The sequence below is a fragment of the Pantoea sp. GL120224-02 genome (assembly GCF_900215395.1).
GTDB classification, from domain to species: domain Bacteria; phylum Pseudomonadota; class Gammaproteobacteria; order Enterobacterales; family Enterobacteriaceae; genus Pantoea; species Pantoea communis.
The window spans coordinates 1-19,914 of sequence record NZ_OBEC01000022.1 but is presented as its reverse complement, the minus strand read 5'-3'; the positions used below and the strand labels follow the sequence as shown (position 1 = coordinate 19,914).

The 19,914-nt window shown below is 47.0% G+C and carries 19 protein-coding genes; 6 read left to right on the top strand and 13 right to left on the bottom strand.

Annotation, left to right across the window (positions count from 1 at the left end; genetic code table 11):
- The 3 genes from CRO33_RS23950 to CRO33_RS23940 all read left to right on the top strand — a co-directional run.
- Positions 1–374 (top strand): IS3 family transposase (locus CRO33_RS23950; RefSeq protein WP_141399044.1); only part of this gene is annotated, 374 nt, incomplete at its 5' end.
- A 416-nt stretch (positions 375–790) separates the two neighbouring features.
- On the top strand, positions 791–1,189 hold the full coding sequence (locus CRO33_RS23945; RefSeq protein WP_097119800.1) for an H-NS family histone-like protein: 399 nt from the start codon (positions 791–793) through the stop codon (positions 1,187–1,189).
- Between the two features lie 215 nt (positions 1,190–1,404).
- Complete coding sequence (locus CRO33_RS23940; protein WP_097119799.1) at positions 1,405–2,190, top strand: TraX family protein; 786 nt, start codon at positions 1,405–1,407, stop codon at positions 2,188–2,190.
- 91 nt (positions 2,191–2,281) lie between these two features.
- Here the strand turns inward: CRO33_RS23940 and CRO33_RS23935 are convergent, their stop codons facing one another.
- Positions 2,282–3,352: a methyltransferase domain-containing protein gene (locus CRO33_RS23935; protein WP_097119798.1), complete on the bottom strand. Its 1,071-nt coding sequence runs from the start codon at positions 3,350–3,352 to the stop codon at positions 2,282–2,284.
- 475 nt (positions 3,353–3,827) lie between these two features.
- Between CRO33_RS23935 and CRO33_RS23930 the strand changes: the two genes are divergently transcribed.
- Positions 3,828–4,028, top strand: coding sequence for a hypothetical protein (locus CRO33_RS23930; protein ID WP_058962459.1), 201 nt, complete (start codon positions 3,828–3,830; stop codon positions 4,026–4,028).
- 28 nt (positions 4,029–4,056) lie between these two features.
- Here CRO33_RS23930 and CRO33_RS23925 read toward each other — a convergent pair whose 3' ends face one another.
- From CRO33_RS23925 to CRO33_RS23910, 4 genes are all read right to left on the bottom strand, one after another.
- Positions 4,057–4,320 carry a biofilm development regulator YmgB/AriR family protein gene (locus tag CRO33_RS23925; RefSeq protein WP_058962458.1) on the bottom strand — a complete coding sequence of 88 codons (264 nt, stop codon included), beginning with the start codon at positions 4,318–4,320 and terminating at the stop codon, positions 4,057–4,059.
- Between the two features lie 60 nt (positions 4,321–4,380).
- Positions 4,381–4,701 carry a hypothetical protein gene (locus CRO33_RS23920; protein ID WP_255253312.1) on the bottom strand — a complete coding sequence of 107 codons (321 nt, stop codon included), beginning with the start codon at positions 4,699–4,701 and terminating at the stop codon, positions 4,381–4,383.
- Positions 4,702–4,817: 116 nt separating this feature from the next.
- Positions 4,818–5,063 carry a regulatory protein YcgZ gene (gene ycgZ, locus CRO33_RS23915; protein WP_034827658.1) on the bottom strand — a complete coding sequence of 82 codons (246 nt, stop codon included), beginning with the start codon at positions 5,061–5,063 and terminating at the stop codon, positions 4,818–4,820.
- Between the two features lie 212 nt (positions 5,064–5,275).
- Positions 5,276–5,551: a hypothetical protein gene (locus tag CRO33_RS23910; RefSeq protein WP_097119797.1), complete on the bottom strand. Its 276-nt coding sequence runs from the start codon at positions 5,549–5,551 to the stop codon at positions 5,276–5,278.
- A gap of 230 nt (positions 5,552–5,781) precedes the next feature.
- On the opposite strand from CRO33_RS23910, the gene CRO33_RS23905 reads away from it, so the two are divergent.
- The gene (locus CRO33_RS23905) at positions 5,782–7,026 is read left to right on the top strand and encodes a DUF2254 domain-containing protein (RefSeq protein ID WP_097119796.1); all 1,245 of its coding nucleotides are present in this window, start codon (positions 5,782–5,784) and stop codon (positions 7,024–7,026) included.
- A gap of 20 nt (positions 7,027–7,046) precedes the next feature.
- Here CRO33_RS23905 and fos read toward each other — a convergent pair whose 3' ends face one another.
- The 3 genes from fos to CRO33_RS23890 all read right to left on the bottom strand — a co-directional run bounded on the left by fos (position 7,047) and on the right by CRO33_RS23890 (position 8,421).
- Positions 7,047–7,445 carry a fosfomycin resistance glutathione transferase gene (gene fos / locus CRO33_RS23900; RefSeq protein WP_097119795.1) on the bottom strand — a complete coding sequence of 133 codons (399 nt, stop codon included), beginning with the start codon at positions 7,443–7,445 and terminating at the stop codon, positions 7,047–7,049.
- A gap of 76 nt (positions 7,446–7,521) precedes the next feature.
- Positions 7,522–7,731, bottom strand: coding sequence for a hypothetical protein (locus CRO33_RS23895; RefSeq protein ID WP_097119794.1), 210 nt, complete (start codon positions 7,729–7,731; stop codon positions 7,522–7,524).
- Positions 7,732–7,830: 99 nt separating this feature from the next.
- Positions 7,831–8,421: a TetR/AcrR family transcriptional regulator gene (locus CRO33_RS23890; RefSeq protein ID WP_097119793.1), complete on the bottom strand. Its 591-nt coding sequence runs from the start codon at positions 8,419–8,421 to the stop codon at positions 7,831–7,833.
- A gap of 77 nt (positions 8,422–8,498) precedes the next feature.
- On the opposite strand from CRO33_RS23890, the gene bdcA reads away from it, so the two are divergent.
- A complete protein-coding gene (gene bdcA, locus CRO33_RS23885) occupies positions 8,499–9,212 on the top strand; it encodes an SDR family oxidoreductase (RefSeq protein ID WP_097119792.1) in 714 nt (237 codons plus the stop codon).
- A 58-nt stretch (positions 9,213–9,270) separates the two neighbouring features.
- Here the strand turns inward: bdcA and CRO33_RS23880 are convergent, their stop codons facing one another.
- The 5 genes from CRO33_RS23880 to CRO33_RS23860 form a co-directional block, all read right to left on the bottom strand.
- Complete coding sequence (locus CRO33_RS23880) at positions 9,271–10,854, bottom strand: sensor domain-containing diguanylate cyclase (RefSeq protein ID WP_097119791.1); 1,584 nt, start codon at positions 10,852–10,854, stop codon at positions 9,271–9,273.
- Positions 10,855–11,264: 410 nt separating this feature from the next.
- Positions 11,265–12,893, bottom strand: a complete 1,629-nt coding sequence (locus tag CRO33_RS23875) for an ATP-binding cassette domain-containing protein (RefSeq protein ID WP_097119790.1) — start codon at positions 12,891–12,893, stop codon at positions 11,265–11,267.
- 1,283 nt (positions 12,894–14,176) lie between these two features.
- Positions 14,177–15,229: a RepB family plasmid replication initiator protein gene (locus CRO33_RS23870; protein ID WP_045816857.1), complete on the bottom strand. Its 1,053-nt coding sequence runs from the start codon at positions 15,227–15,229 to the stop codon at positions 14,177–14,179.
- Positions 15,230–16,171: 942 nt separating this feature from the next.
- Positions 16,172–17,107, bottom strand: a complete 936-nt coding sequence (locus CRO33_RS23865) for a ParB/RepB/Spo0J family partition protein (RefSeq protein WP_097119801.1) — start codon at positions 17,105–17,107, stop codon at positions 16,172–16,174.
- Between the two features lie 35 nt (positions 17,108–17,142).
- On the bottom strand, positions 17,143–18,345 hold the full coding sequence (locus tag CRO33_RS23860; RefSeq protein WP_097119789.1) for an AAA family ATPase: 1,203 nt from the start codon (positions 18,343–18,345) through the stop codon (positions 17,143–17,145).
- Positions 18,346–19,914 lie beyond the last annotated feature (1,569 nt).

Genomic DNA, 19,914 nt, shown 5'->3' with positions numbered 1-19,914 from the left:
AAGAGATTGTCCTGAACGCGTTACTTATGGCGGTGTGGAGGCGTAATCCTCAAAAACAGGTATTGGTTCATTCTGATCAGGGCAGTCAGTACACGAGCCATGAGTGGCAGTCGTTCCTGAAATCACACGGTCTGGAAGGCAGCATGAGTCGTCGCGGTAACTGCCACGACAACGCGGTTGCGGAAAGCTTTTTCCAGCTACTGAAACGCGAACGTATTAAGAAAAAGATCTACGGAACGAGAGACGAAGCCAGAAGCGATATTTTTGATTACATCGAAATGTTTTATAACAGTAAACGTCGGCATGGTTCGAGCGAGCAGATGCCACCGGCTGAATATGAAAACCTATATTATCAACGGCTCAGAAGTGTCTAGATTATCTGTGGCGATTCATGACGCATCGTGAGGTTATCTGAACGAGGGAACGCTTTAAGCCGGTCATTAATTAAGTAGCCATTAACGTTAGCTTCCTCCGCTCCGTGGGTCGTGACAATCATTGTGACCGGGTTACATAAGTTTTTCTGCGTCGACATACTTAAAAATATTACCAAACGCTAAAATCACTGATGGTTAAAATAGAGTTCAAAGCGCAATTATCGACTTATCATCGCCTGGTCTACCCCGAAATTTTGAGAAATATCTAAAAATTGACACTTTGCAGGCTTTATTATTGATATCTGATGTGTTGTACTTCTGCAACGAGAGTAACATCTATATACTCATCCCTAATTTGTTATCTACTGCACCACTTAATTTATTTCGTTCAGCGACAAAATATTCAGGAGAAGTTCATGAGTGATTCACTTAAAGCGTTAAACAATATCCGTACGCTTCGCGCGCAGGCACGTGAAGTGCAGCTTGCAGATCTGGAAGAAATGCTGGAAAAATTTACTGTTGTCGTGTCAGAGCGCCGTGAAGAAAACAACGCCAGCGAAGCCGCCGTGCGTGAAAAAGAAGAGAAACTGGCTAAATATCGTGAACTACTGCTGCAGGACGGGATTGACCCGAACGAACTGCTAAGCGCATTAACGCCAACGGGTAAGACTCGTGCTAAACGTGCTCCACGTCCGGCTAAATATAAATACACGGAAGATGGCGTTGAGAAGCACTGGACCGGTCAGGGTCGTACACCAGCTGTGATTAAAGCCGCTGTTGATGCCGGCAAATCTCTCGATGATTTTCTTATCTAATCGGGCTTTCCCCGTTTAATTTGAGTTATCGAACATTTTTGGTGGGTGTTCCGCCCACCAAAAATTAAACACTGATTGATATCTTCTCCCTCTCCCCCTTTCGTTAAATCCCATATTAAGATAATGACGGGGTTTACTATCAACTATTGTCATTGTAATGTTCAAATCGCTGTCTCTGGCTGACTATAACAACGCACAATTGTCGGTGATCATCCATGACTCTTTTTTCTGCCTTACTCAGGTTTAGCTCGCCTTTAAACCAGGTAAAAAGCCTGAGTCCGTTGCAGGCTGATATTATTAAAACCATCGCACTGGTTGCGATGCTGGGTGATCACATCAACACCATATTATTAAGTGGACGAAGTGCATTTTTATATGCATTCGGACATATCGCATTTCCGCTGTTCACGTTGTTCTGGGCGGCTAACTTACCTGCTGATGCAATACGTTTACGCCAGCGGGCAAGAAGATTATGGCTTTGGGCTATCGTGACTCAACCATTATTCTGGCTGGCCTTTATGATGAAGGGCCAATCCTGGCTGGCGCTAAATATTCTCTTCGCTTATGCCGGATGTACTCAGCTAATCAGCTGGGCAGCACGCTGGGGTGTTAACGGCGCAATGGCGGGAGTCGCATTATTACTGCTGATTGCCTGGCCTCTTTCCCCGGCGAGTTACGGCGTATCGGGGGTAGTGTTTAGCCTGCTCTGCATTATCGCCAGATATCATTCAGGAGCAGCAGAGAATGGCATGTTCCTGCTCCTTCTTTTTGCCGCGATGGCATGGCTTAACATGCCGCCTGTTCTCAACGGGTGGTGGGAGGATGCGATCGTTTACGATTTCCTGCCGACTTTGGTGCTGCCACTGCTGGTAATTGGTTTGGTTGCGGCGATGCCAGGCGTTTCCTCGCTACGTATCTGGCCGCGCCGATTTTTCTATCATGCTTACGCCGCGCATTTGGTTTTGCTTGGGTGTCTGGCGGTTATGCCCGTTCGGCCTTGATCAAAATCAGAGCGCTTTTACAGGCCTGTCAGATGCACAATTTAGGGTTTGGATGCGATGCCCAAAAGCACGAGCACCCAATCATTTAACCTTACCGCTGCACCATAAACACTTGATGTCCTGCAAACGCCAATGCCGTTCCCGGCTGGGGCCAATCACCGACATGATGGAAGCTATTACGCGCAAATGCCTGCAGCCAGGTTTCATGCGAAAGAGATAGCGTATGCGAATCATGTCCTTTTGTTGCCTGCTGCAGCACCGCAGCGGCGGTTATCCACCTCAGCGCCGAATCCTGTGTGGGTTCCACCACAATCAGTACACCTTCAGGTTTTAACGTATGCCAGATGTCCTGAAGAATGCCATCGAGGCGATGAGTCGAATGCAGCACGTGGGTTGCAAGTACGGCATCGAACTGAGCCGATAGACCATATTGCTCATCCCGTAATTGATGCAGGTCACTATGGCCAGTGTTTGCGTTAATCTCCAGCACTTGTTGGGGATCATTACCCTGCACCGCCGTTTGTAGCAGTGAAGCGGCGATTTGGCCGAGGTAATCCACCAGCATGCTCCTTTGATGCATCGCTGGATCAAGGGGACAACCCTCGTGCAGTGATAATCGGCTCTGTGCCAACTGCGGATAGCGCATCACCTCGCACAGTGAGTGCTGGTCTGCGAATAATGTGTTGAGGAAAGCCTCTCCCTCAACATGCCAATCGAGACAACGACGCAGACGAATTTTTGCATCGTCGATACGCTGTTCGATGGAAGGCAGACTCGGGGCACAATCGCCAGCAAACCAGCGCTGTTCGCGCTGCTCCACTATCCCTTCCTCTTCCAGAATGTCGTGCCATTTTTCCAGCATAAACTGAAAACAGTCGGCAATCCCTGCTCGCTGGCGCGCATCCGCAATCAGCCAACCTTCAGCGGAGATAAAAGAGAGTTCATGCAGCAGTTGCCAGATCATTAACGGCGCCATTGACTCGCTCTCCGTCTGGAAAGCAGCCAGTGAAGCAATCATTTCAGGCGTCGGTAATTGATGCGCAGCCTGATGCCCTGCCCGTTGCCAATCTTCATATTTTGATGAGGAAGCAATAGTGAGCGAAAAAAGGCTTTCCGTCTGTGAGTTCGCTACGCCCTGATGCGCGCTTTTATCTCCATTCATAACCACTCCAACTTTTAAATAGGGGGTGAACTCATCACATTCTTTGTAAGGATTTAATTGGCTTTGCTAATGATGCATGCAATTTCAGGCCTGAAACATGTAAATGATAATCATTATTATTCATCATGCAAATGAAATTTCTATCACTTCACCCGATCTGTTCGTTGATAATAGGGTCATGAAGTAACGGAAAAAAGGTGGGATTGGAGGTAACGAAGCTTTAGATTGATCAAACGTTGGCACACGTTAATCTTTTAGAGAGTGACTATTAATTTCCAGAAATTCACGAATTTGAGCCGTAAAGGATAAACTTTATAAGCGCAGCGTTAATTATGATTAAACTCTTTATTTACAATAGCGTGTGAGGACAAATTTATATTTAAAAATTAGGAATGCCGGAGATCCAATTATTTAAGGATATCGGTAGAGGTTCAGATATGACACACTGTATTTTTATACAGAGTGTGGAGTCGCGGTGAAGCATGATGGCCAGATTACACAAGATATATTAGCGTTGTTAGGCTCCACGGTGTCAGCGTTTATCCGGGAAGGCTTAGCTTTTGAGGTGCATGAAATTTCGTTAGCCCTGCAAAAACTCAAAGACAATGAAGCGGATTCAGTTTTAAGAGAAAAATACGAAACGCTTATCCGCTTACTTTCGAAAATGATGCACTGATATACGCGAGCTAGCAAAGAATCAAGCATTAATCATCCGGTGTTACGCCCACAACGATTTCAAGAGTCTGGCGTAAGAGCTGGGCTTGAGAATCATCGTGAGTTGATTCAAGTGCCCGGATTAAACTGATGATAATGGCTTTATTCGTTATCTGCCCTTCCGATGCCAGCACATTACGGATGATGACGCCTAAAATCTTCGCCTCATCTTTCAAATCCGGACCCGCATTGCGGAAACGTTCAGCCAGTTCCTGATCGGCAAGCGCAGAAAAGATGTCTTCTGATGTATGCATGATTTGTTTCCGAGCTAAATGGTGTCAGGGGTTAATCACTAATAGTAATGGAGCCGATATTCAATGCTTTCTGTTATTACCTGAATGATGTGAGTCCGTGTACAAGTGCTGGACAGAGTTTATTCCCTCCGCCCTCTGCTGTTTAACTCGTTCTCCTTCGGCGATGCTCTTCCTTACTTCAACAATTGTTTGGGCGATCAATTGCCGCCTGTCAGCATCATCTGACTGGTCTTCCATAACCTGAAGTTGTTCGATGAGTGCACGGAAAGAAACAGGCCCCGCTCGCTGGAGCAGAACCAGTGTGGCTTCACCGAGAATTTCATCGACTAACTGCTGGCGTTCACTTCTGTTCATATACTTCTCTGATAACGGCATCTGCATGGCAATTTTGCTGTAAACAGAGTGCAAATTGCAATTTCTGCCACAAGCCATGATTCATTCTTATACCCTGCAAATTCAGAACGGTAATGTTGTACAACTTAGGCCTGAATACTGAATCACTCATCGCGTTCGAAAAGCAGTCCAATCAGCTGATGATAGTGATGTTCCTCTTCAGCGTTGGAGGAAATTTCCAGGCGGCGAAGCAACTTGGTGCAAAGTGATTTACGATTCAGGTTTTTGCCTTCTCTCAGGATTTCGACCACGATCTGACCCAATGTTTCTTGCTGAGAAGGCAAAGAGGCTTTATTAAAATATTGTGCAATAGCTTCTGAAGAGTTCGGAGTGTATCCATTCTGACGCATGTGTTAACCCTCTCATGTTGGGTCAGGCAAATGGCCTGATAAAGTTGTACAGTTATTGCAAAATCTGTACAGAAATATAGTAAAAGTCAGGTGCCCATTTTTTTGCAAAAAGTGCTATGAGCTAAGAGGGAATTCGCCAAACAGAAAAATCTTAATCATCTGTAACGACAAGTATTTTGAGCGGATATTAATATTTGAGTTAAGTACTCTCGCTACTTTTTAATATTTTCAACTGGCAATAATGTGATGCTGTCAGAGCTTTCACTCAGACGCCGTAACGGTGAGCTGCTGCGCTTATCTTCTGACGAGGGTTGCCGATAATCGTTTAACCAGTCAATCGCAGCCAAAACGGCTTGTTTACGCTCTGGCGCATTCGCCTCGTCGGCCATGCGATGCAGTTCCTGATTTAATTGAATAACACTGATTTTTTCACGGCGGGCAAGAATCTGATAAGCAGCCTCGCCTAAAATTTTGTCTGAATTTTCCATTGTTTTACCTCATGAGAATCAGGCTTACGCTGAGTCCTCAGGATCTATTGTAGCTGATGAGAAATTTGGGTTAAACCTGGCGCAGAATTTATGCGCCATTCAGGGTTTATCCAGAGGCAATATATTCTTGCCATTATCAGGCGTTAACGCCATTGCTGTCAGTGATGAGCACACTGACAAACCCATGAAGAGTTTATGTGGATGAACCCTGCAATAACAAGGAAAGCACGATGACAAAAACACAATGGATCCTGAGCCAGCTTACCCGGAAACTGTGGTTCAGAAGTTCCCTTTTTGCTGTTCTGGCGGTGATGACAGCCCTACTCGCCATCGTGATGAAACCCTTTATCCCTTCAGGAATTACCGGGTTAATCGGCACGGATGCCGTGGATAAAATCCTGGGTATTCTGGCTTCCAGCATGCTTGCGGTCACCACCTTCTCACTCAATATTATGGTGTCAGCCTATAACACGGCGAGCAGCAGTGTCACGCCGCGCGCCACGCGTTTACTTGTAGAGGATCGGACCACGCAGAATGTGCTGGCAACGTTCATCGGGTCTTTTCTTTATAGTCTGGTGGGCATTGTTGCACTGAGTATGGGGGCTTACGGATCTCAAGGACGTGTCATCCTGTTCTTTGTCACGCTGGTTGTAATTGTGATGATTGTGATTACGTTGTTGCGATGGATCCAGCATCTGGCGCAGTTTGGTCGTATGGCAGAGACTTCCCAACGTGTCGAAGAGGTCACTCAGGCTGCGCTGGTTAGTCGGTTACAAGACCCTTATATGGGCTGCTCTCCCTGGCATGTCTCCGATGAACTGCCGGACTCATTGATACCGGTTTATGCTGAAGAAGTGGGTTATCTGCAACATATTGATTTCAGTATGTTGTCTGATTTTGCTGAAGCTCAAGGGATCTATCTGTATGTTGCGGTTCAACCAGGCACCTTCATACATTGCTCGACTCCCCTGGCCTGGCTTAAGACATCAAAAAGTCTTGCTGCTAAAACGGTAAAAGATGCGTTCACAGTTGATCAGCAGCGTTCTTTTGATCAGGACCCGCGCTTCGGGTTGTGCGTTTTGTCTGAGATTGCGTCACGAGCACTCTCTCCGGCAGTCAACGATCCCGGGACTGCCATTGATATTATTGGCAGACTGGTCAGGCTCTTTTGCTTGCGCGTGCAACCTGACATTGGCGATACCCGCTTTCCTCGTCTCTTTCTGCAAAAACCGTCCATTCAGGATATGTTCGATGACGCGTTTGCCGCTATTGCACGTGACGGTGCTGGCATGATTGAAGTACAAATTCGCCTGCAGAAAGCGTTTATCGCATTGGCACAATTTAATGCTGCCAGGTATGGGTCTGACGCCAGGCGTCACGCGGAGCGAGCCATTGCCTTTGCCAGTGCCGCTATACCAATTGAGACGGATATAGAGAGACTCAGAACGTTGGCCAAAGGCCTTCATCAACCTTAATGTCAGGGATGGGCAAGTGACTAATAAAACGTCATGTCCTCATACGGTTGTGCCATACAGGCGCGTAATCTGCTTTCCAGATCACCGGCATGGAGTTCCAGCTTGTGGCCGTCCGGATCGAGGAAATAGAGTGATTTGCCCTCACTTTTGTTGACCTTCCATTCTTTTACGCCTGAAGCTTTCAGCCTCTCGGCAAAAGCTTCAAACAATTCATCTTCAATGCTGAAGGCATAGTGCGTGTAATCTTTACCGATGGAAACGGCATCCAGTGAGAGGCACAGCCAAAGCTCACCTATCGAGAGATAAGCGCCATTCTTCCATTGTGCGCGGGGAGTGAATCCCAGCGTCTCAACATAAAAGGTGAAACTCTCAGATACATTACTTACAGCTAAAGTGATGTGATTCAGACCGGTCAGCATGTTGAACTCAATAAAAGAAATTGGGTGGCTAATTTAGCACAGGCAATGAGATGGAAACCGGCCACCACGCGAATGGCTAAGCAAACTTCCGCAGAATTCTTATCGCCATTTCCATGCCCTGCTCACGTTCGGCATCATAGTGATGCCCATCGTTTTGCGCTTCCTGCAAGACATCAATCAGCGACTGAACGGCGAACTCGCTTTTTCTGCCCAGAACTTCCAGCACCGCACCGCCTATCTCATTGCAAATGGCTTTTCCTTCCGCGTGTTCATTTTGCTCAGACATGACTGACTCCTTTTTAGACTTTTAGGCATTAAACACCACCAAGCCATAAAAGCGAAAATTCAATCCTCAATTCCGCCAGCAACTTCATCGGAACTCGAATCAAACCGGAAGTAACTGCGCCAGCATCTGACCAGCCATGCGCGATGTCTCCCGCAAACGCTCGGCGCTGGCGCCCTGCCGCGATCGAGCCGACAGGCCCGACATGATCGTCACCATAAAATCAGTTATCCGCACGGCCTGTGCTGGATAGCGCTCGGCAATATAGGCATGAAACATCTTCTCGGCCGCCGTATGAAAACCGCAGGCAACCTCACGCGCAGAGAGATCGTCGCAATGAATACCCTCAAGTACCAGACACCCGGTGGCTTCTGGATCAGCAGCATAGCGACTTGCAGCTTCATCCAGTACCGCAGAGAGACACTCCGCCACCGGGCGATCGTGACGCAATAGCGCCTTGAGACCAATAGCGCCATTTTGGGCATAACGATCCAGCACCACGCGATAAAGCCCGAGTTTACTGCCGAAGGCGGCATAAAAGCTGGGCGGATTAATGCCGAAGGCTTTGGTCAAATCCCCCACACTCACCCTGTCGTAACCACACGAGTGAAACAAATTCTGTGCAATGCATACCGCCTGTTCCGCATCGAACTTGCGTGGGCGGCCTGGCGTACGGCTAGTTTTTGTAGTCATCACTACATAATCCTTTGACAACCTGACTGACTCAATAATATTGTAATGACCACTACAATACAATTGAGGACACTCTAATGGCGGTATTTACTAACAAATCGGTACTGGTGTTGGGCGGTAGCCGGGGCATTGGTGCGGCCATCGTGCGGCGTTTTGCCTCCGAGGGTGCTGCGGTGGTGTTCAGTTACGCCGGCTCGCGCGAAGTGGCAGAAAAACTGGCGGAAGACACAGGCAGTAAAGCGGTTCAGGCAGACAGCGCCGATCGCGATGCCGTGACCAAGCTGGTACGCGATTCCGGGCCTTTGGATGTGCTGGTGGTGAATGCGGGCGTGGCAATTTTTGGTGATGCGTTAGAGCTGGAAAGCGATGCCATAGATCACTTATTCCGCATCAACATTCACGCACCTTATCACGCTGCGGTGGAAGCCGCCCGTCAGATGCCAGAAGGCGGTCGCATTATCGTCATCGGTTCCGTCAACGGAGACCGGATGCCAATGTCAGGAGGCGCGGCCTATGCCGTCAGCAAATCGGCCCTGCAGGGATTAGCGCGCGGTCTGGCACGAGACTTTGGACCACGTGGTATTACGGTGAATGTCGTCCAGCCGGGTCCCGTCGACACCGATATGAATCCGGCAGACGGCCCGATGAAGGAGCTGATGCACAGTTTTATGGCCATTCAGCGTCACGGTAAACCTGAAGAAGTGGCCGGTATGGTTGCCTGGATTGCCGGTCCGGAAGCTTCATTCGTGACAGGCGCTATGCACACGATTGATGGCGGATTTGGCGCGTAAGATGTCATCGATGAACTTGAGCCAGGTTGCCTCAATAAACCTAGCTGCATTTGCTCTTTCAGCTGTGAGTGTTCAGATATGACTCATCGCTCTTCACCTGATTTCTGCCCGCCTGCTTAGCGGAATAAAGCGCCATATCGGCCTGCCTGATCAACAACTGAGCCGAGCGATTTTCTCTCTCAGTGTTCAGCGATGCACATCCCGCGCTTAGCGTCACCCGTTGGGAAGCTAACAGAGACGAGTCATGGATGATGTCCTGCTCACGTACAGCTTGCACAGCAGCAGCAGCCACCGCCATCGCATGTTCAATATCAGAACCGGGAAGTACGATGGCGAACTCTTCTCCGCCATATCGTGCCACCAAATCGGTACCGCGCAGAGAGATGGCGTTTATCGCCTGCGCCACACGCTTCAGGCATTCGTCCCCGGCCACATGGCCGTAAGTGTCGTTATAGCGTTTGAAATAATCGATATCGATCATCACCAGCGAAACCGGCTCGTTGTGCGTGTCAGCGGCCAGGATGCACTCCTCAAGGTAGCGATCAAATGCACGTCTGTTCGCCAGCCCCGTTAACGCATCCGCATGCGCCAGTCTGTTCAGTGCACGGTTGGTTACGCTCAGTTCATCACGAAGATTGGTCAGTTCAAGCTGGTAATGCAAGCTGTGCCGGGCCTGACGCAGCACGAATACGCCCATGGCAACGATGGCGGATAATAGTGCAAGACTCAGCAACACATCCTGTACGCGTCCTTTCATCCATTTAATGAATAGGCTATGCGTGTCATACCCTGCTGCAACCACCAGCGGGTAACGATCCGATCGTGCAAAACCAAAGATACGCGGTTTGCCATCAAGAGCCGAGGTCCACTGCCCGCTTCCACGATTTGTGGCCTGCAGCATCTGCTGAAACAGATGGCTGGAAGAGAGGTCTTTGCCGATAAAACTATCAGGCATCGGCCGTGCGTATAACACGGAACTGTCAGCCAGCATTAACACCAGTACGTCCTTAGGCCCCATCTCGTAATAAGCGTAAAAGTGCCGGAAATAGTCAACTTTCACCGTAGCCAGCAAAACGCCCTGAAAACCGCGCAGCGCATCGCTGATGCGAAGTGAGACGGGGATCACCAGATCACCGGTGCTTCGGCTACGGATCACCGGACCAAGATGAATGCTGTTGCGCGGATTGTCGCGTTGAAACCTAAAGTACTCGCGATCGGAGTTATTGATGTCTGCCGGTATCTGCGATGCAGAGGTGGCTATCCACTTGCCCTGGGCGTCGTAATAGAAAAGACCGTGCAGCTGCGGCAATCGCCCCTGAAGCTCCCGCATGGTCTGGCTCAGATTGCGGCTATTGATACCGGTCACCAGCTGCGATTCAACGTCACGCTGCATTTCACGCATCGCGAGCTCAGTTTGCAAGAAAGTATCTTCTGCCTGCCGCGCCTGCGACAGCGCCAGGTTTGTCGCCGTTTCTTCACTCTGCCTGACAGTATCATTCCAGTCCTGATGCAGCGTCCATATGCTAATACCTAACACCGCGGCGATAAGCACAATGCCTGCAAGCGTGATACTTCTGATGAGGGAGTGATAAAGGAGCCCTGCCTGTTCGCGCGTGTCTTTTTTATCCACCCTTATCCCCATCATCTTTATCCAGCATTCAGTTAAGCAGATAAAGAGAAATGCGAAAGCTTGCCTGGCATTACCCGCTAAAAAGGCTGAACTATAGGATATTTCTTGCTGCCTGGTGTTGATAACGCTCAGGAATGATTACCAATTGATATTAGTAAAAATGACGAAGGGAGTTAAACAATAACGTCTGAATAAAGATATGGATTTCTGTGATGATTTTTAGAATGCCATAATCAAATTTCTTTTATAGAAGCCATGTTGAAACTGACCTGCCTGACAGGCCAGTTTCTATCGATGACAGGTTTTAAATATTTAATCCAGTGCGCCATTATGATTCAACCTTCTGAAGAAAGCATTTTGATGGCGCACCGGATTAACAGCATGAACTGGCGTCTCTCTCAAATCAGTTCCCGACGATTGCATTACGCCGATTCAGCAATGACCGATTTAAACTGAGCGTGCCACATATTATAAAACTTGCCCTGTTTACCCATCAACAGAGCAAAACTTCCGTTTTCGATCACTTTTCCCTCCGCCATGACCACGATTCTGTCGAACTCTTTGATATTTCCCTGACGTTGAGTCACGGCGATAACCGTCGTGTCGAGTGAAAGGATTTCATTAAACAGGCGATGTTCAGTTTCTGGATCGAGCGAGGATGAAAACTCATCAAAGATGAACAGATTGGCTTTACGGTATAACGCACGCGCGATCGCCAGCCTTTGCCACTGCCCGATTGAAAGTTCATCACCGCCAAACTGTTTACCCAGTCGGGTCTGCTGCGGATGAGGAAACGCGACTTTATTGAGTAAATCGTCAACCTGAGTGGAATGCGCTTCTGTGTCATACTGACTCAGTGCGATATTCTCACCGACGGTAAATTCATACTTACCGTAGTCCTGAAACACAGTTGCCACCTGCTGGCGGTAACCGTCAATCTCCAGACTTTGTAGTGGAACACCGGATACGCTGATATCACCCTGTTCATAGGCATACATCCGCAGCAGCATTTTAATCAGCGTGGTTTTACCACTTCCGTTATCCCCCAGAATCGCCACTTTCTCACCTGCCCTAATCACAAGATCAATGCCGTCTAAGGCCTTCTTGCTCCGGCCTTCATAACCAAAGCTAAGATGCTTAATACTGAGTGAGAACGGCGTGTTATCGGGGAGTAATTTTTGGACGTTGGTAACGGGCTCAATCTCCTCGGTCATAAAGGAGTGGTAACTATGAAAAAAGCTGCCCATTGATGTCAGATTGGCACCGTAATTCGCAATTTCATCCAAATGCGATTTCATCATCACAATGGACTGAAACACCATCACTAACGCGCCCACCGCGATATCACTGCTGCGCAGATTGCTCAGGAAAAGATACACCCCGGCAAATAGCATCACCAGGCTAAGCAGCATGGCGGGAATGGGCGTTATCAGCGCCCTGACGCGTTGCTGGTGCATACGTTGATAGGTATTAAATGCTGATCCTGAGAACTTTTTTAGCAGATAACTACCCAGCCCATAGAGTCGAATTTCCTGTAAAAAGCTTTTATCCATACTGACGCCATAGACGTAACGCATTGCAATTGCGTCCTTAGCGTTTTTGAATAACTCGTGCACATATTTTTTCTGGATATGGATATTAATGATAATCATCGGTAATACGGACAATGCGCAAATGGCCGCCCCAATCCCTGAATACGCTATTAGCACCAGTAGCAAGCTTCCAGCCATCACGGCGGCTCTGAAGGCGTAAATAATGCAAATGATGAAATTAAGCGGTCGATAGGCTGCTTCTTTTTTCAAAAATTCCAGCTGCTCGTAACGCTCCTTGTTATCAAACAGGCTCAGAGTAAAAGATTCATTCATTCTCCGCATAATATTTGCGCTGAAATGGCTGGTCGAAATTTCCGTCACATCACCCTGAATGAGATTCACCAGCGGGGTCATCAGTTGAATACCCAGCAAAGACAGACACCAGATGGCAACACTGAACATCAGTGCATGATCATTGATTTGAAGCGTATGGAGTGTGTTAATGATCTTTCCTGTCATGAAGACATTAAGCGCCGGTATCAGGCCCTAAAGAAGGACGATGGCGATAAGTGCAGTAATACGAGATACTCCCCCCTCATATTGACGCAGGCCAAAGCGCTCACTGAGTCTATCTATTGCCAGCCAGTCATGATGAGCGAGCGCAAACGTGAAATGAAGGGGATCTACACCTGATCAGGATCGCGTGTAGCGAGTCGATCTTGTTGAACAACCACTATAGAGAGTAACCACTCCCTCATACCCTAACGCGCTGCAATGATGACAATTATCCGTTCCTGTGCACTCGCGCCCATCATCTTTATGTTAGTAATCACTAACACCCGTATTGGCAAGCCTTGCGAGGTTAGTAATCACCAGGGGGGTAGATTAAACATAACCACTATAGTGAGTAGTTACTCTCTATAGTGGTTGCTTCTACTCTCTATAGTGGATGTTTGATCCTCTGCCCTGCAAATCAACGATCTTGCGATCGATATGGGATCTTCAAGTTCTTCCGATATGTGCATTGCTTAAAAGTTTACTCTCTATAGCGGTTAGTCAAAAAATCAAACATCAAAAATAAATCCTCTAAATCACACACTTAATATAATTAAACGAAACCAAATAACCGCTATAGAGAGCAAAGTCACTCTCTATAGCGGTTATTGCAGGATGCGAAAATCCCGCAATTGCGTGCGTGTTAGCAGGATCTCAGGCTAAGCCACTCATCAATGCCATCAGAAGCGCTATCCACTGTAGTGAGTAACTCCTCCCTATAGTGGATATAGAGAGAAGGAAAAGCAGTTTCCGGCAGTGAAAGAGAATAACCCTATGATAATAAAAAATAAGAGTTGAGTTTTAGGCGGTATTGAACATAAATCACACTGTTATCTGAACAAATATCCCTCAATAATCATCAAATAACTTAAAAAGATAGAAGTGATAACGTCACTTCCGTCGAATAACCACTATAGAGAGCACATACCTACTCTCTATAGTGGTTGTTAAATCTGGGGACAATCCTGGATCATTCCATGACGACTCACCACAAGCAGTCCCCTCTTCTATCACACTGAAAGCAGTCACATTGCGGGTTTTGGCAGAGAATGGTGCAAATTGTGAGCGACTTCCAGATAACCACTATAGAGAGTACAAGCCTACTCTCTATAGTGGTTACTGGGTCACAAATGTCTTGATAGCAGTGAATGTGGGAGGTGAACGACGTGGATTGCAGCAGCAAATAACCGCTATAGAGAGTAAGTGCTCTCTATAGCGGTTATCAAACGGAGGGCTAATTTAGAAGGCTACTTCACTTTACCTTTGCGGATTTCCTCGAGGATCTTCAGCTCCGCTTTTGACAACATCACCATTTCACCCTGCGGTTCGCTGGCTGCAGCAACATCATTGGTCTCGATAGGATCATCCAGCTCCAGCTCATCTTCGAGAATATCCGGCAGCTTGAGTGGCAGCTCTGCAGGTTTGAGTTTAGGCCGGCGATAGTGAATGTGGAATACCACGGAGCTACCGCGTTTTAGCTCAGTGTAATCAAGGTAACCAATGTCTTTGAGCTGTTCCATCGCCCTGCGTACGGTCGCGTTTTGCGTGATGGGACGAGATGTCAGATTCAGACGCTGTCGCAGGCGCGCCATGGAGATAGGAGCCGGATTCGGAGGCAAGCTTTCGATAAAGGTATAAAGCGCCTGAGCGGACTCCTTACGAGCCAGAGCGTTTATGGCGCGTAACTGCAGCAATACCTTGCGATCAAACTGATACAGTTCGAACAGCTTGGGATCGGCCTGAAGCTCGACCGTATCCTTTTTGACACTGTATTTAGCGGATTGCACCAGATGCGTGACATAGAGTTCATCTTTGTCAGCAGTACCGAACTGGATGGTATTGGATGCAATGCGGATCAGCGAAGCTTCCAGTCGCTCCCTCAGCTTGGCTGAAGATCGAGAGGAAGGAATGCCACACAGTTTGACGAACTCGACGAAGGGTAAAACCACCTTGTCATTCGTCACGTTATACTTCGCAAACGCGTGAATGATCCCTACCCAAGTCTTAAAATCATTGTCCATATCGAGTCGCTGGCCAATGATCCTGATCCTTTCATAACCTTCTGATTTAACGAGCGACAGTAACTTAAGTTCGTTCGTGACATCAGTAACGGCTGTCGTGTCGTTTTTACGGTTATTGGTCGATTTTAATGTAGGAACGAACAGTCCCAATCGCATTAAAGCAACCGGTTGAACAGTGTTATCTCTGTTGGGGGTAAGTACAACCAGTTCGCCAGTTCGTTTATCTGTTTCTGAAAAGGCTTCAACTATCTTGTTGTTTTTTAGCTCATTTTCCGACATTTTCGAGGATCCGGTTTATACACAGGGACATCGCGCGTTTACTCTCTATAGCGGATACTAGCACTCACTTCATCGGTTAGACTACTCTCTATAGAGGATAATTTACTCTCTATAGCGGTTAGTTTACTCATTATAGCGGTTACCGATATCTCCTCAGGGCATGTGGCACAAGGCTTTAACCGTAGTGGGGATCTATTAGGAACTTATATGATCTTATGTGGATCTGTTCTTGGATCGGGTCAGTGAATAATGGGGATAACCTTTACGGGATCACGGCCGCTGAAATTCAGTCAATCGCGTCACTGGAAATCAAAGTTATGCACAGCGGGATCAGTTACACACAGCTTGCATCCTTGCCTGCTCACTACAGCGGTTATCAGTCACTCTCTTCATCGGTTGTTTCACTCATTTCATCGGTTATTTTCCTCTCCACAGCGGTTAGTTTACTCCTTATAGCGGTTATTAGGGTCCTTTCAGACCAGTCATATCAAGGCCTGCAGCGATCCGGGATCTTCTTTGATCTTAATGGGATCTCATTATGATCGAATAATTGGATCTACCCTGTGGATAAAGGGGATAAAAATCAGCGTTAAATGAGACTGTTAAGCAGGTTTCAGCTGGAAGACGGTGATTTCGTTCAATTATGAATGTCGATCCTGAGAAAAGATCCCTTTGTATAACTTGTTGGCCTGGATGAGCCCAGATTTTGGTATAAACACGATCATCAATCAGATGTTCGTAAATTCAGCCTGTACAGGGTTTTTGGCGCGTTGAGAGGATTGGGCTTACCAGATACGATAATTGAACTTAAATGGCTTAGAAGGCTGCTGAAGCGCTTAGAAGCACAGATTCAAACGAGCGTGGGTTACTGAAAAGTGAGAACAATAAAAAGGACGTGAAAATCACGTCCATTTTGGATTTGCGTTGTATGAAGGAGCCGGATCAAGACTTAGAAAGGATCGCCTTAATTGCAATATCGATCTCTTCCAGCGTATTGGCAGGCAAACGGTGGAATTCATACTGTACATGGCGCTTTTCTGCGTTAGTTTTGCGCTTAGCGTAAGCGGTACGATCTGAGAAATGTCCAAACTTCTCAGTGGTGACACTCTTGTTTTTCACCGGCTTAACCAGCTGCTTTTTAGCAGTGGTGAAAAACGACAGGATCCGGGTTTTCTGATCATCGGAGGCCAGTTTGTGCAGCGCCTGATCGTCATCCATTCGCGCTTTGACCTGAGCCACAACCTCTTTAACCGCCACACCCTCTGCTTTCGCTTCTTCTGCCACATCCAGCAGTAATTTGTAGTCCGGAATGCTGAGGTCGGAAACAACCGGTATTAACTCGATAAATTCAGCAGGAACCCACGCAGCCTGAAATGCACGCGTCACTTTGGCGTTTGAGATCCCTTCTGCTTTCGCAATCTCGGTCTTGTTCATGCCCTGCGCTTCCATCATCAGGAAACGTTGACCCAGTTCACGCAGATTGTGCTCTTTTGCTGTCTGAATATCCGCAGCCAGCTGACGGGCATCACTGATATCAATGTCATCCTCGGTCACCAGAACTTCGAGGCCCGTTCCGGCGAAAAGACAAGCGGCACGACGACGAGAACCATCCATAATTTCAATGCGGCCATCCACCAGGCGACCAATTGCCGGAAAGAACTGTTGCAACTCAATGGTACGCGTAATGTCTCTTACTGATTCTTCGGTCAGCGCTGACTGATCTCGCCCATTCACCTGCGCGTCAACAAAGGTTTTGCTTTCCACTTCACCGCTGGGAATGAGCTGGCGGCTGAATGTCGCTGTGTTACCAGACTTCAGAGTGAACACGCGTGACTGATTGCCGCTGTTGATAAAGCTCGACATCTGGGATTGGCCCATGGTGCGGCCAATTCTTTTGAGTGATTTGGGTTCGGTCACTTAGTACTCCTGATATATTCAATGCGGTCAAATACAGCGCGTGAAAAATTCTCGGCTTCCTGTTTCGCCTTTCTGAGTGCATCGGCACTGCCTGGATACGAAGTCGGATTTGCGCTGATCACCGTGTCAAATGACTCACCACAGCGCTCAAAACCATCTAAACGGGGTAATACCGCATCCAGCATCGATTTTGTGAACACCTCACGTGCATAGCTATGAGACGTAATGTGGTCATGTTTGGTGGTCATCTTCGACATAAAGCCAATATTTGCTTTCAATCTTGGCTCTATCCCCTCGTTCTCAATGCGCTCAAGCATTTCCGGCAGTCGCGTCAGGTATTTCATCGTTGAGTGAAAATCAACCTGTGCTGGCGGTGTCGGCGTAAGCAGTAAGTCACTGGCGGCAATGGCATTGAGCATAAATGCATCAAGATGCGGACCGGTGTCGATAAAGATGAAATCGTAATCTTCAGCCAGACGATCAATGACGTTGCGGCGCAGAACTTCAGAGGGTGCGATCCCAGGTAGATTCTCAGCAACTAGTGCATCCCAGTCGCTGGCGACAAAACCATCATCGATCGAAGCGGGCATCACATCAACGCCTGGCATCACAGTGGGTTTCACAAACTGCTCACGCAGCTGCTCAGTGCTGACATCGTTCAGCATCGCCTGTGCAGCCGTTTCCAGCACCGAACCGACACTGTTGGTATGGCTGAGGAACATGGTGCTGGAGGCCTGCGGATCCAAATCAATCACCAGAATTCGCAGATCATTATGCAGCAAGCCTGGGTGAGCACGTAAACCGTGTGCCAGGGTAACGGTCGTGACGGTTTTGGACACGCCACCTTTGAGATTTACAACAAAAACGACGAAGGGATCTTTATGTTTGTCGCGATATTTGGGCACCTTGCGATGCTTATAGATATCGACGACGTTTTGAATGCTCATTGCATATTGAGAAGTGCTGCCCGTCTGCTTTCTGCCGAATTCATAACCCGCCTCTTCCATCTCACTGATGGCGGCGGCAACCGCGTGTTTACTCAACAGCGGTAAGTTGGCGACGGCATTACGAGTAAAGGTATGGTAGTAGCCTTGCTGGTTAAATTCCTGACGCTGCTGCTCGATATGGCTGCTGAGTCCGTGCAGCATGCCATTCGCACGGTTGGCGATGTCAAACACGTCACCGTAATCACGCTTCATAAGCACCTCAATAATAATGATTTGTTGTATTTTACTAAAAAAGCTTCCGCATGCCAGTTTTTAGGTAAAAATCAATAAAAGTGGATTTTTTAATGATTGAGTGATTTTCGCCTTTATAAATATTGTTTAATTAAATCAATAGGTTATGTAGTTAAGGCTTTCACCCAACCAATCAATTCATGAAAGTCATGTTTCAATCAATTCCCCTACCCTATCGTACTTAGCACGATATTTAAACAAAAGGTGTTCAGCCGAGTTATTGAATAAAACAGGGTTGATGGTCAAGCTGATTGATGAAATGGTTGGCCGGCGTTTTCATCGGCAAGATGAAGTTGACAATATGAGGCTGCACGAGCTTTGGTATAAAAATGGTTGTAGAGGCTAAAGTGATTTTGCGTATTATCACCCACATGCGATTGTCATACAAAATACGCCTTCCCTTCCCTTCCCTTCCTATAATTCATTTAAATAATGGCATTTAACGCTGTTCATTAAAATTATGCGCTACAAGCTGTGACCGCACTTTTAAAAAAGTAGCTAATGTTGGTACGCAGTCATTTTCACTAATTTATTCACTCGCCAAACACTGAATGAATTTTAAAAACATTATAATTTCAAAGTACATCTACTACACATTTAGCTCACATCAATGATGTGAACTTCTTCTCCGCATCATGTTTTCAAACACGCTCCTCAGAATAATTCAGTGTATGAACGTTCTAACTCATGATCTGATTAATCCAAGTAACAATAAAAATTTATTGGGTTGTGGCGTTATTATTGCCACCATTGTGGTAACGTGTGTTTCAATGTACACCACACCACACCACATCACACCACACCACACCACACCTTGTATGAATTAAAATCTGTCGATAAGGCACGAGGCTTTTATTATTCGAGTTCGCGTTGATTTTGCGGTGTACAAAATAATTTGCGCACAACATTACGTAAGTACATCTAGAACTCGATTTTCAGAATCAAAAATGTTCTGTTGGTTCAAACTGGGATTGCCTTACGGTTAACTTGAATAGGATTTAATTGAAGACTTTTATCAACCCTGACACCTGACACCTGACACCTGACACCTGACACCTGACATCTGACACCTGAATCTGAGAAGTATAATGCACGTAATCTAATTGAGAGAAGAACTGTAATAGTGAACATTTATCTAAGAATGTAGATAAATTTAGATATTTAGGTGTTAACAATTAGCTCTCGAAACTTCTGAGCTGCATGTAGCATTGAGCACGTAAAAGATTTCAACCTTAGATTAGGTTGAAGCCAAGGTAGTAACACACACTATGCAGGAAAATGTTTAAATTTGGCTAACTGGATGGTGATTTTCAGCCTGAAAAAGTGTAATTATCTGTTATTATTCAACATCTTAAGTTGATTTTTCGGTGGTGTGAAAATCATTAAATTGAAGGGTTTTTACTTCACTTTAGGTTATTAATGGTAATACTGCATTGTCCAGCGTCCAGCGTCCAGCGTCCAGCGTCCAGCGTCCAGCGTCCAGCGTCCAGCGTCCAGCGTCCAGCGTCCAGCGTCCAGCGTCCAGCGTCC

What these genes read in the sequence shown, in the direction of transcription:
- CRO33_RS23925 (WP_058962458.1), bottom strand. Translation starts at nt 4,320, where the DNA reads ATGCATACATCAGAAGACATCTTTTCTGCGCTTGCCGATCAGGAACTG.
- CRO33_RS23910 (WP_097119797.1), bottom strand. Translation starts at nt 5,551, where the DNA reads ATGGAAAATTCAGACAAAATTTTAGGCGAGGCTGCTTATCAGATTCTT.
- CRO33_RS23860 (WP_097119789.1), bottom strand. Translation starts at nt 18,345, where the DNA reads ATGAAGCGTGATTACGGTGACGTGTTTGACATCGCCAACCGTGCGAAT.
- CRO33_RS23935 (WP_097119798.1), bottom strand. Translation starts at nt 3,352, where the DNA reads ATGAATGGAGATAAAAGCGCGCATCAGGGCGTAGCGAACTCACAGACG.
- CRO33_RS23940 (WP_097119799.1), top strand. Translation starts at nt 1,405, where the DNA reads ATGACTCTTTTTTCTGCCTTACTCAGGTTTAGCTCGCCTTTAAACCAG.
- bdcA (WP_097119792.1), top strand. Translation starts at nt 8,499, where the DNA reads ATGGCGGTATTTACTAACAAATCGGTACTGGTGTTGGGCGGTAGCCGG.
- ycgZ (WP_034827658.1), bottom strand. Translation starts at nt 5,063, where the DNA reads ATGCGTCAGAATGGATACACTCCGAACTCTTCAGAAGCTATTGCACAA.
- CRO33_RS23875 (WP_097119790.1), bottom strand. Translation starts at nt 12,893, where the DNA reads ATGACAGGAAAGATCATTAACACACTCCATACGCTTCAAATCAATGAT.
- CRO33_RS23945 (WP_097119800.1), top strand. Translation starts at nt 791, where the DNA reads ATGAGTGATTCACTTAAAGCGTTAAACAATATCCGTACGCTTCGCGCG.
- CRO33_RS23870 (WP_045816857.1), bottom strand. Translation starts at nt 15,229, where the DNA reads ATGTCGGAAAATGAGCTAAAAAACAACAAGATAGTTGAAGCCTTTTCA.
- CRO33_RS23895 (WP_097119794.1), bottom strand. Translation starts at nt 7,731, where the DNA reads ATGTCTGAGCAAAATGAACACGCGGAAGGAAAAGCCATTTGCAATGAG.
- CRO33_RS23890 (WP_097119793.1), bottom strand. Translation starts at nt 8,421, where the DNA reads ATGACTACAAAAACTAGCCGTACGCCAGGCCGCCCACGCAAGTTCGAT.
- CRO33_RS23905 (WP_097119796.1), top strand. Translation starts at nt 5,782, where the DNA reads ATGACAAAAACACAATGGATCCTGAGCCAGCTTACCCGGAAACTGTGG.
- CRO33_RS23920 (WP_255253312.1), bottom strand. Translation starts at nt 4,701, where the DNA reads ATGCAGATGCCGTTATCAGAGAAGTATATGAACAGAAGTGAACGCCAG.
- CRO33_RS23880 (WP_097119791.1), bottom strand. Translation starts at nt 10,854, where the DNA reads ATGGGGATAAGGGTGGATAAAAAAGACACGCGCGAACAGGCAGGGCTC.
- CRO33_RS23865 (WP_097119801.1), bottom strand. Translation starts at nt 17,107, where the DNA reads ATGGGCCAATCCCAGATGTCGAGCTTTATCAACAGCGGCAATCAGTCA.
- fos (WP_097119795.1), bottom strand. Translation starts at nt 7,445, where the DNA reads ATGCTGACCGGTCTGAATCACATCACTTTAGCTGTAAGTAATGTATCT.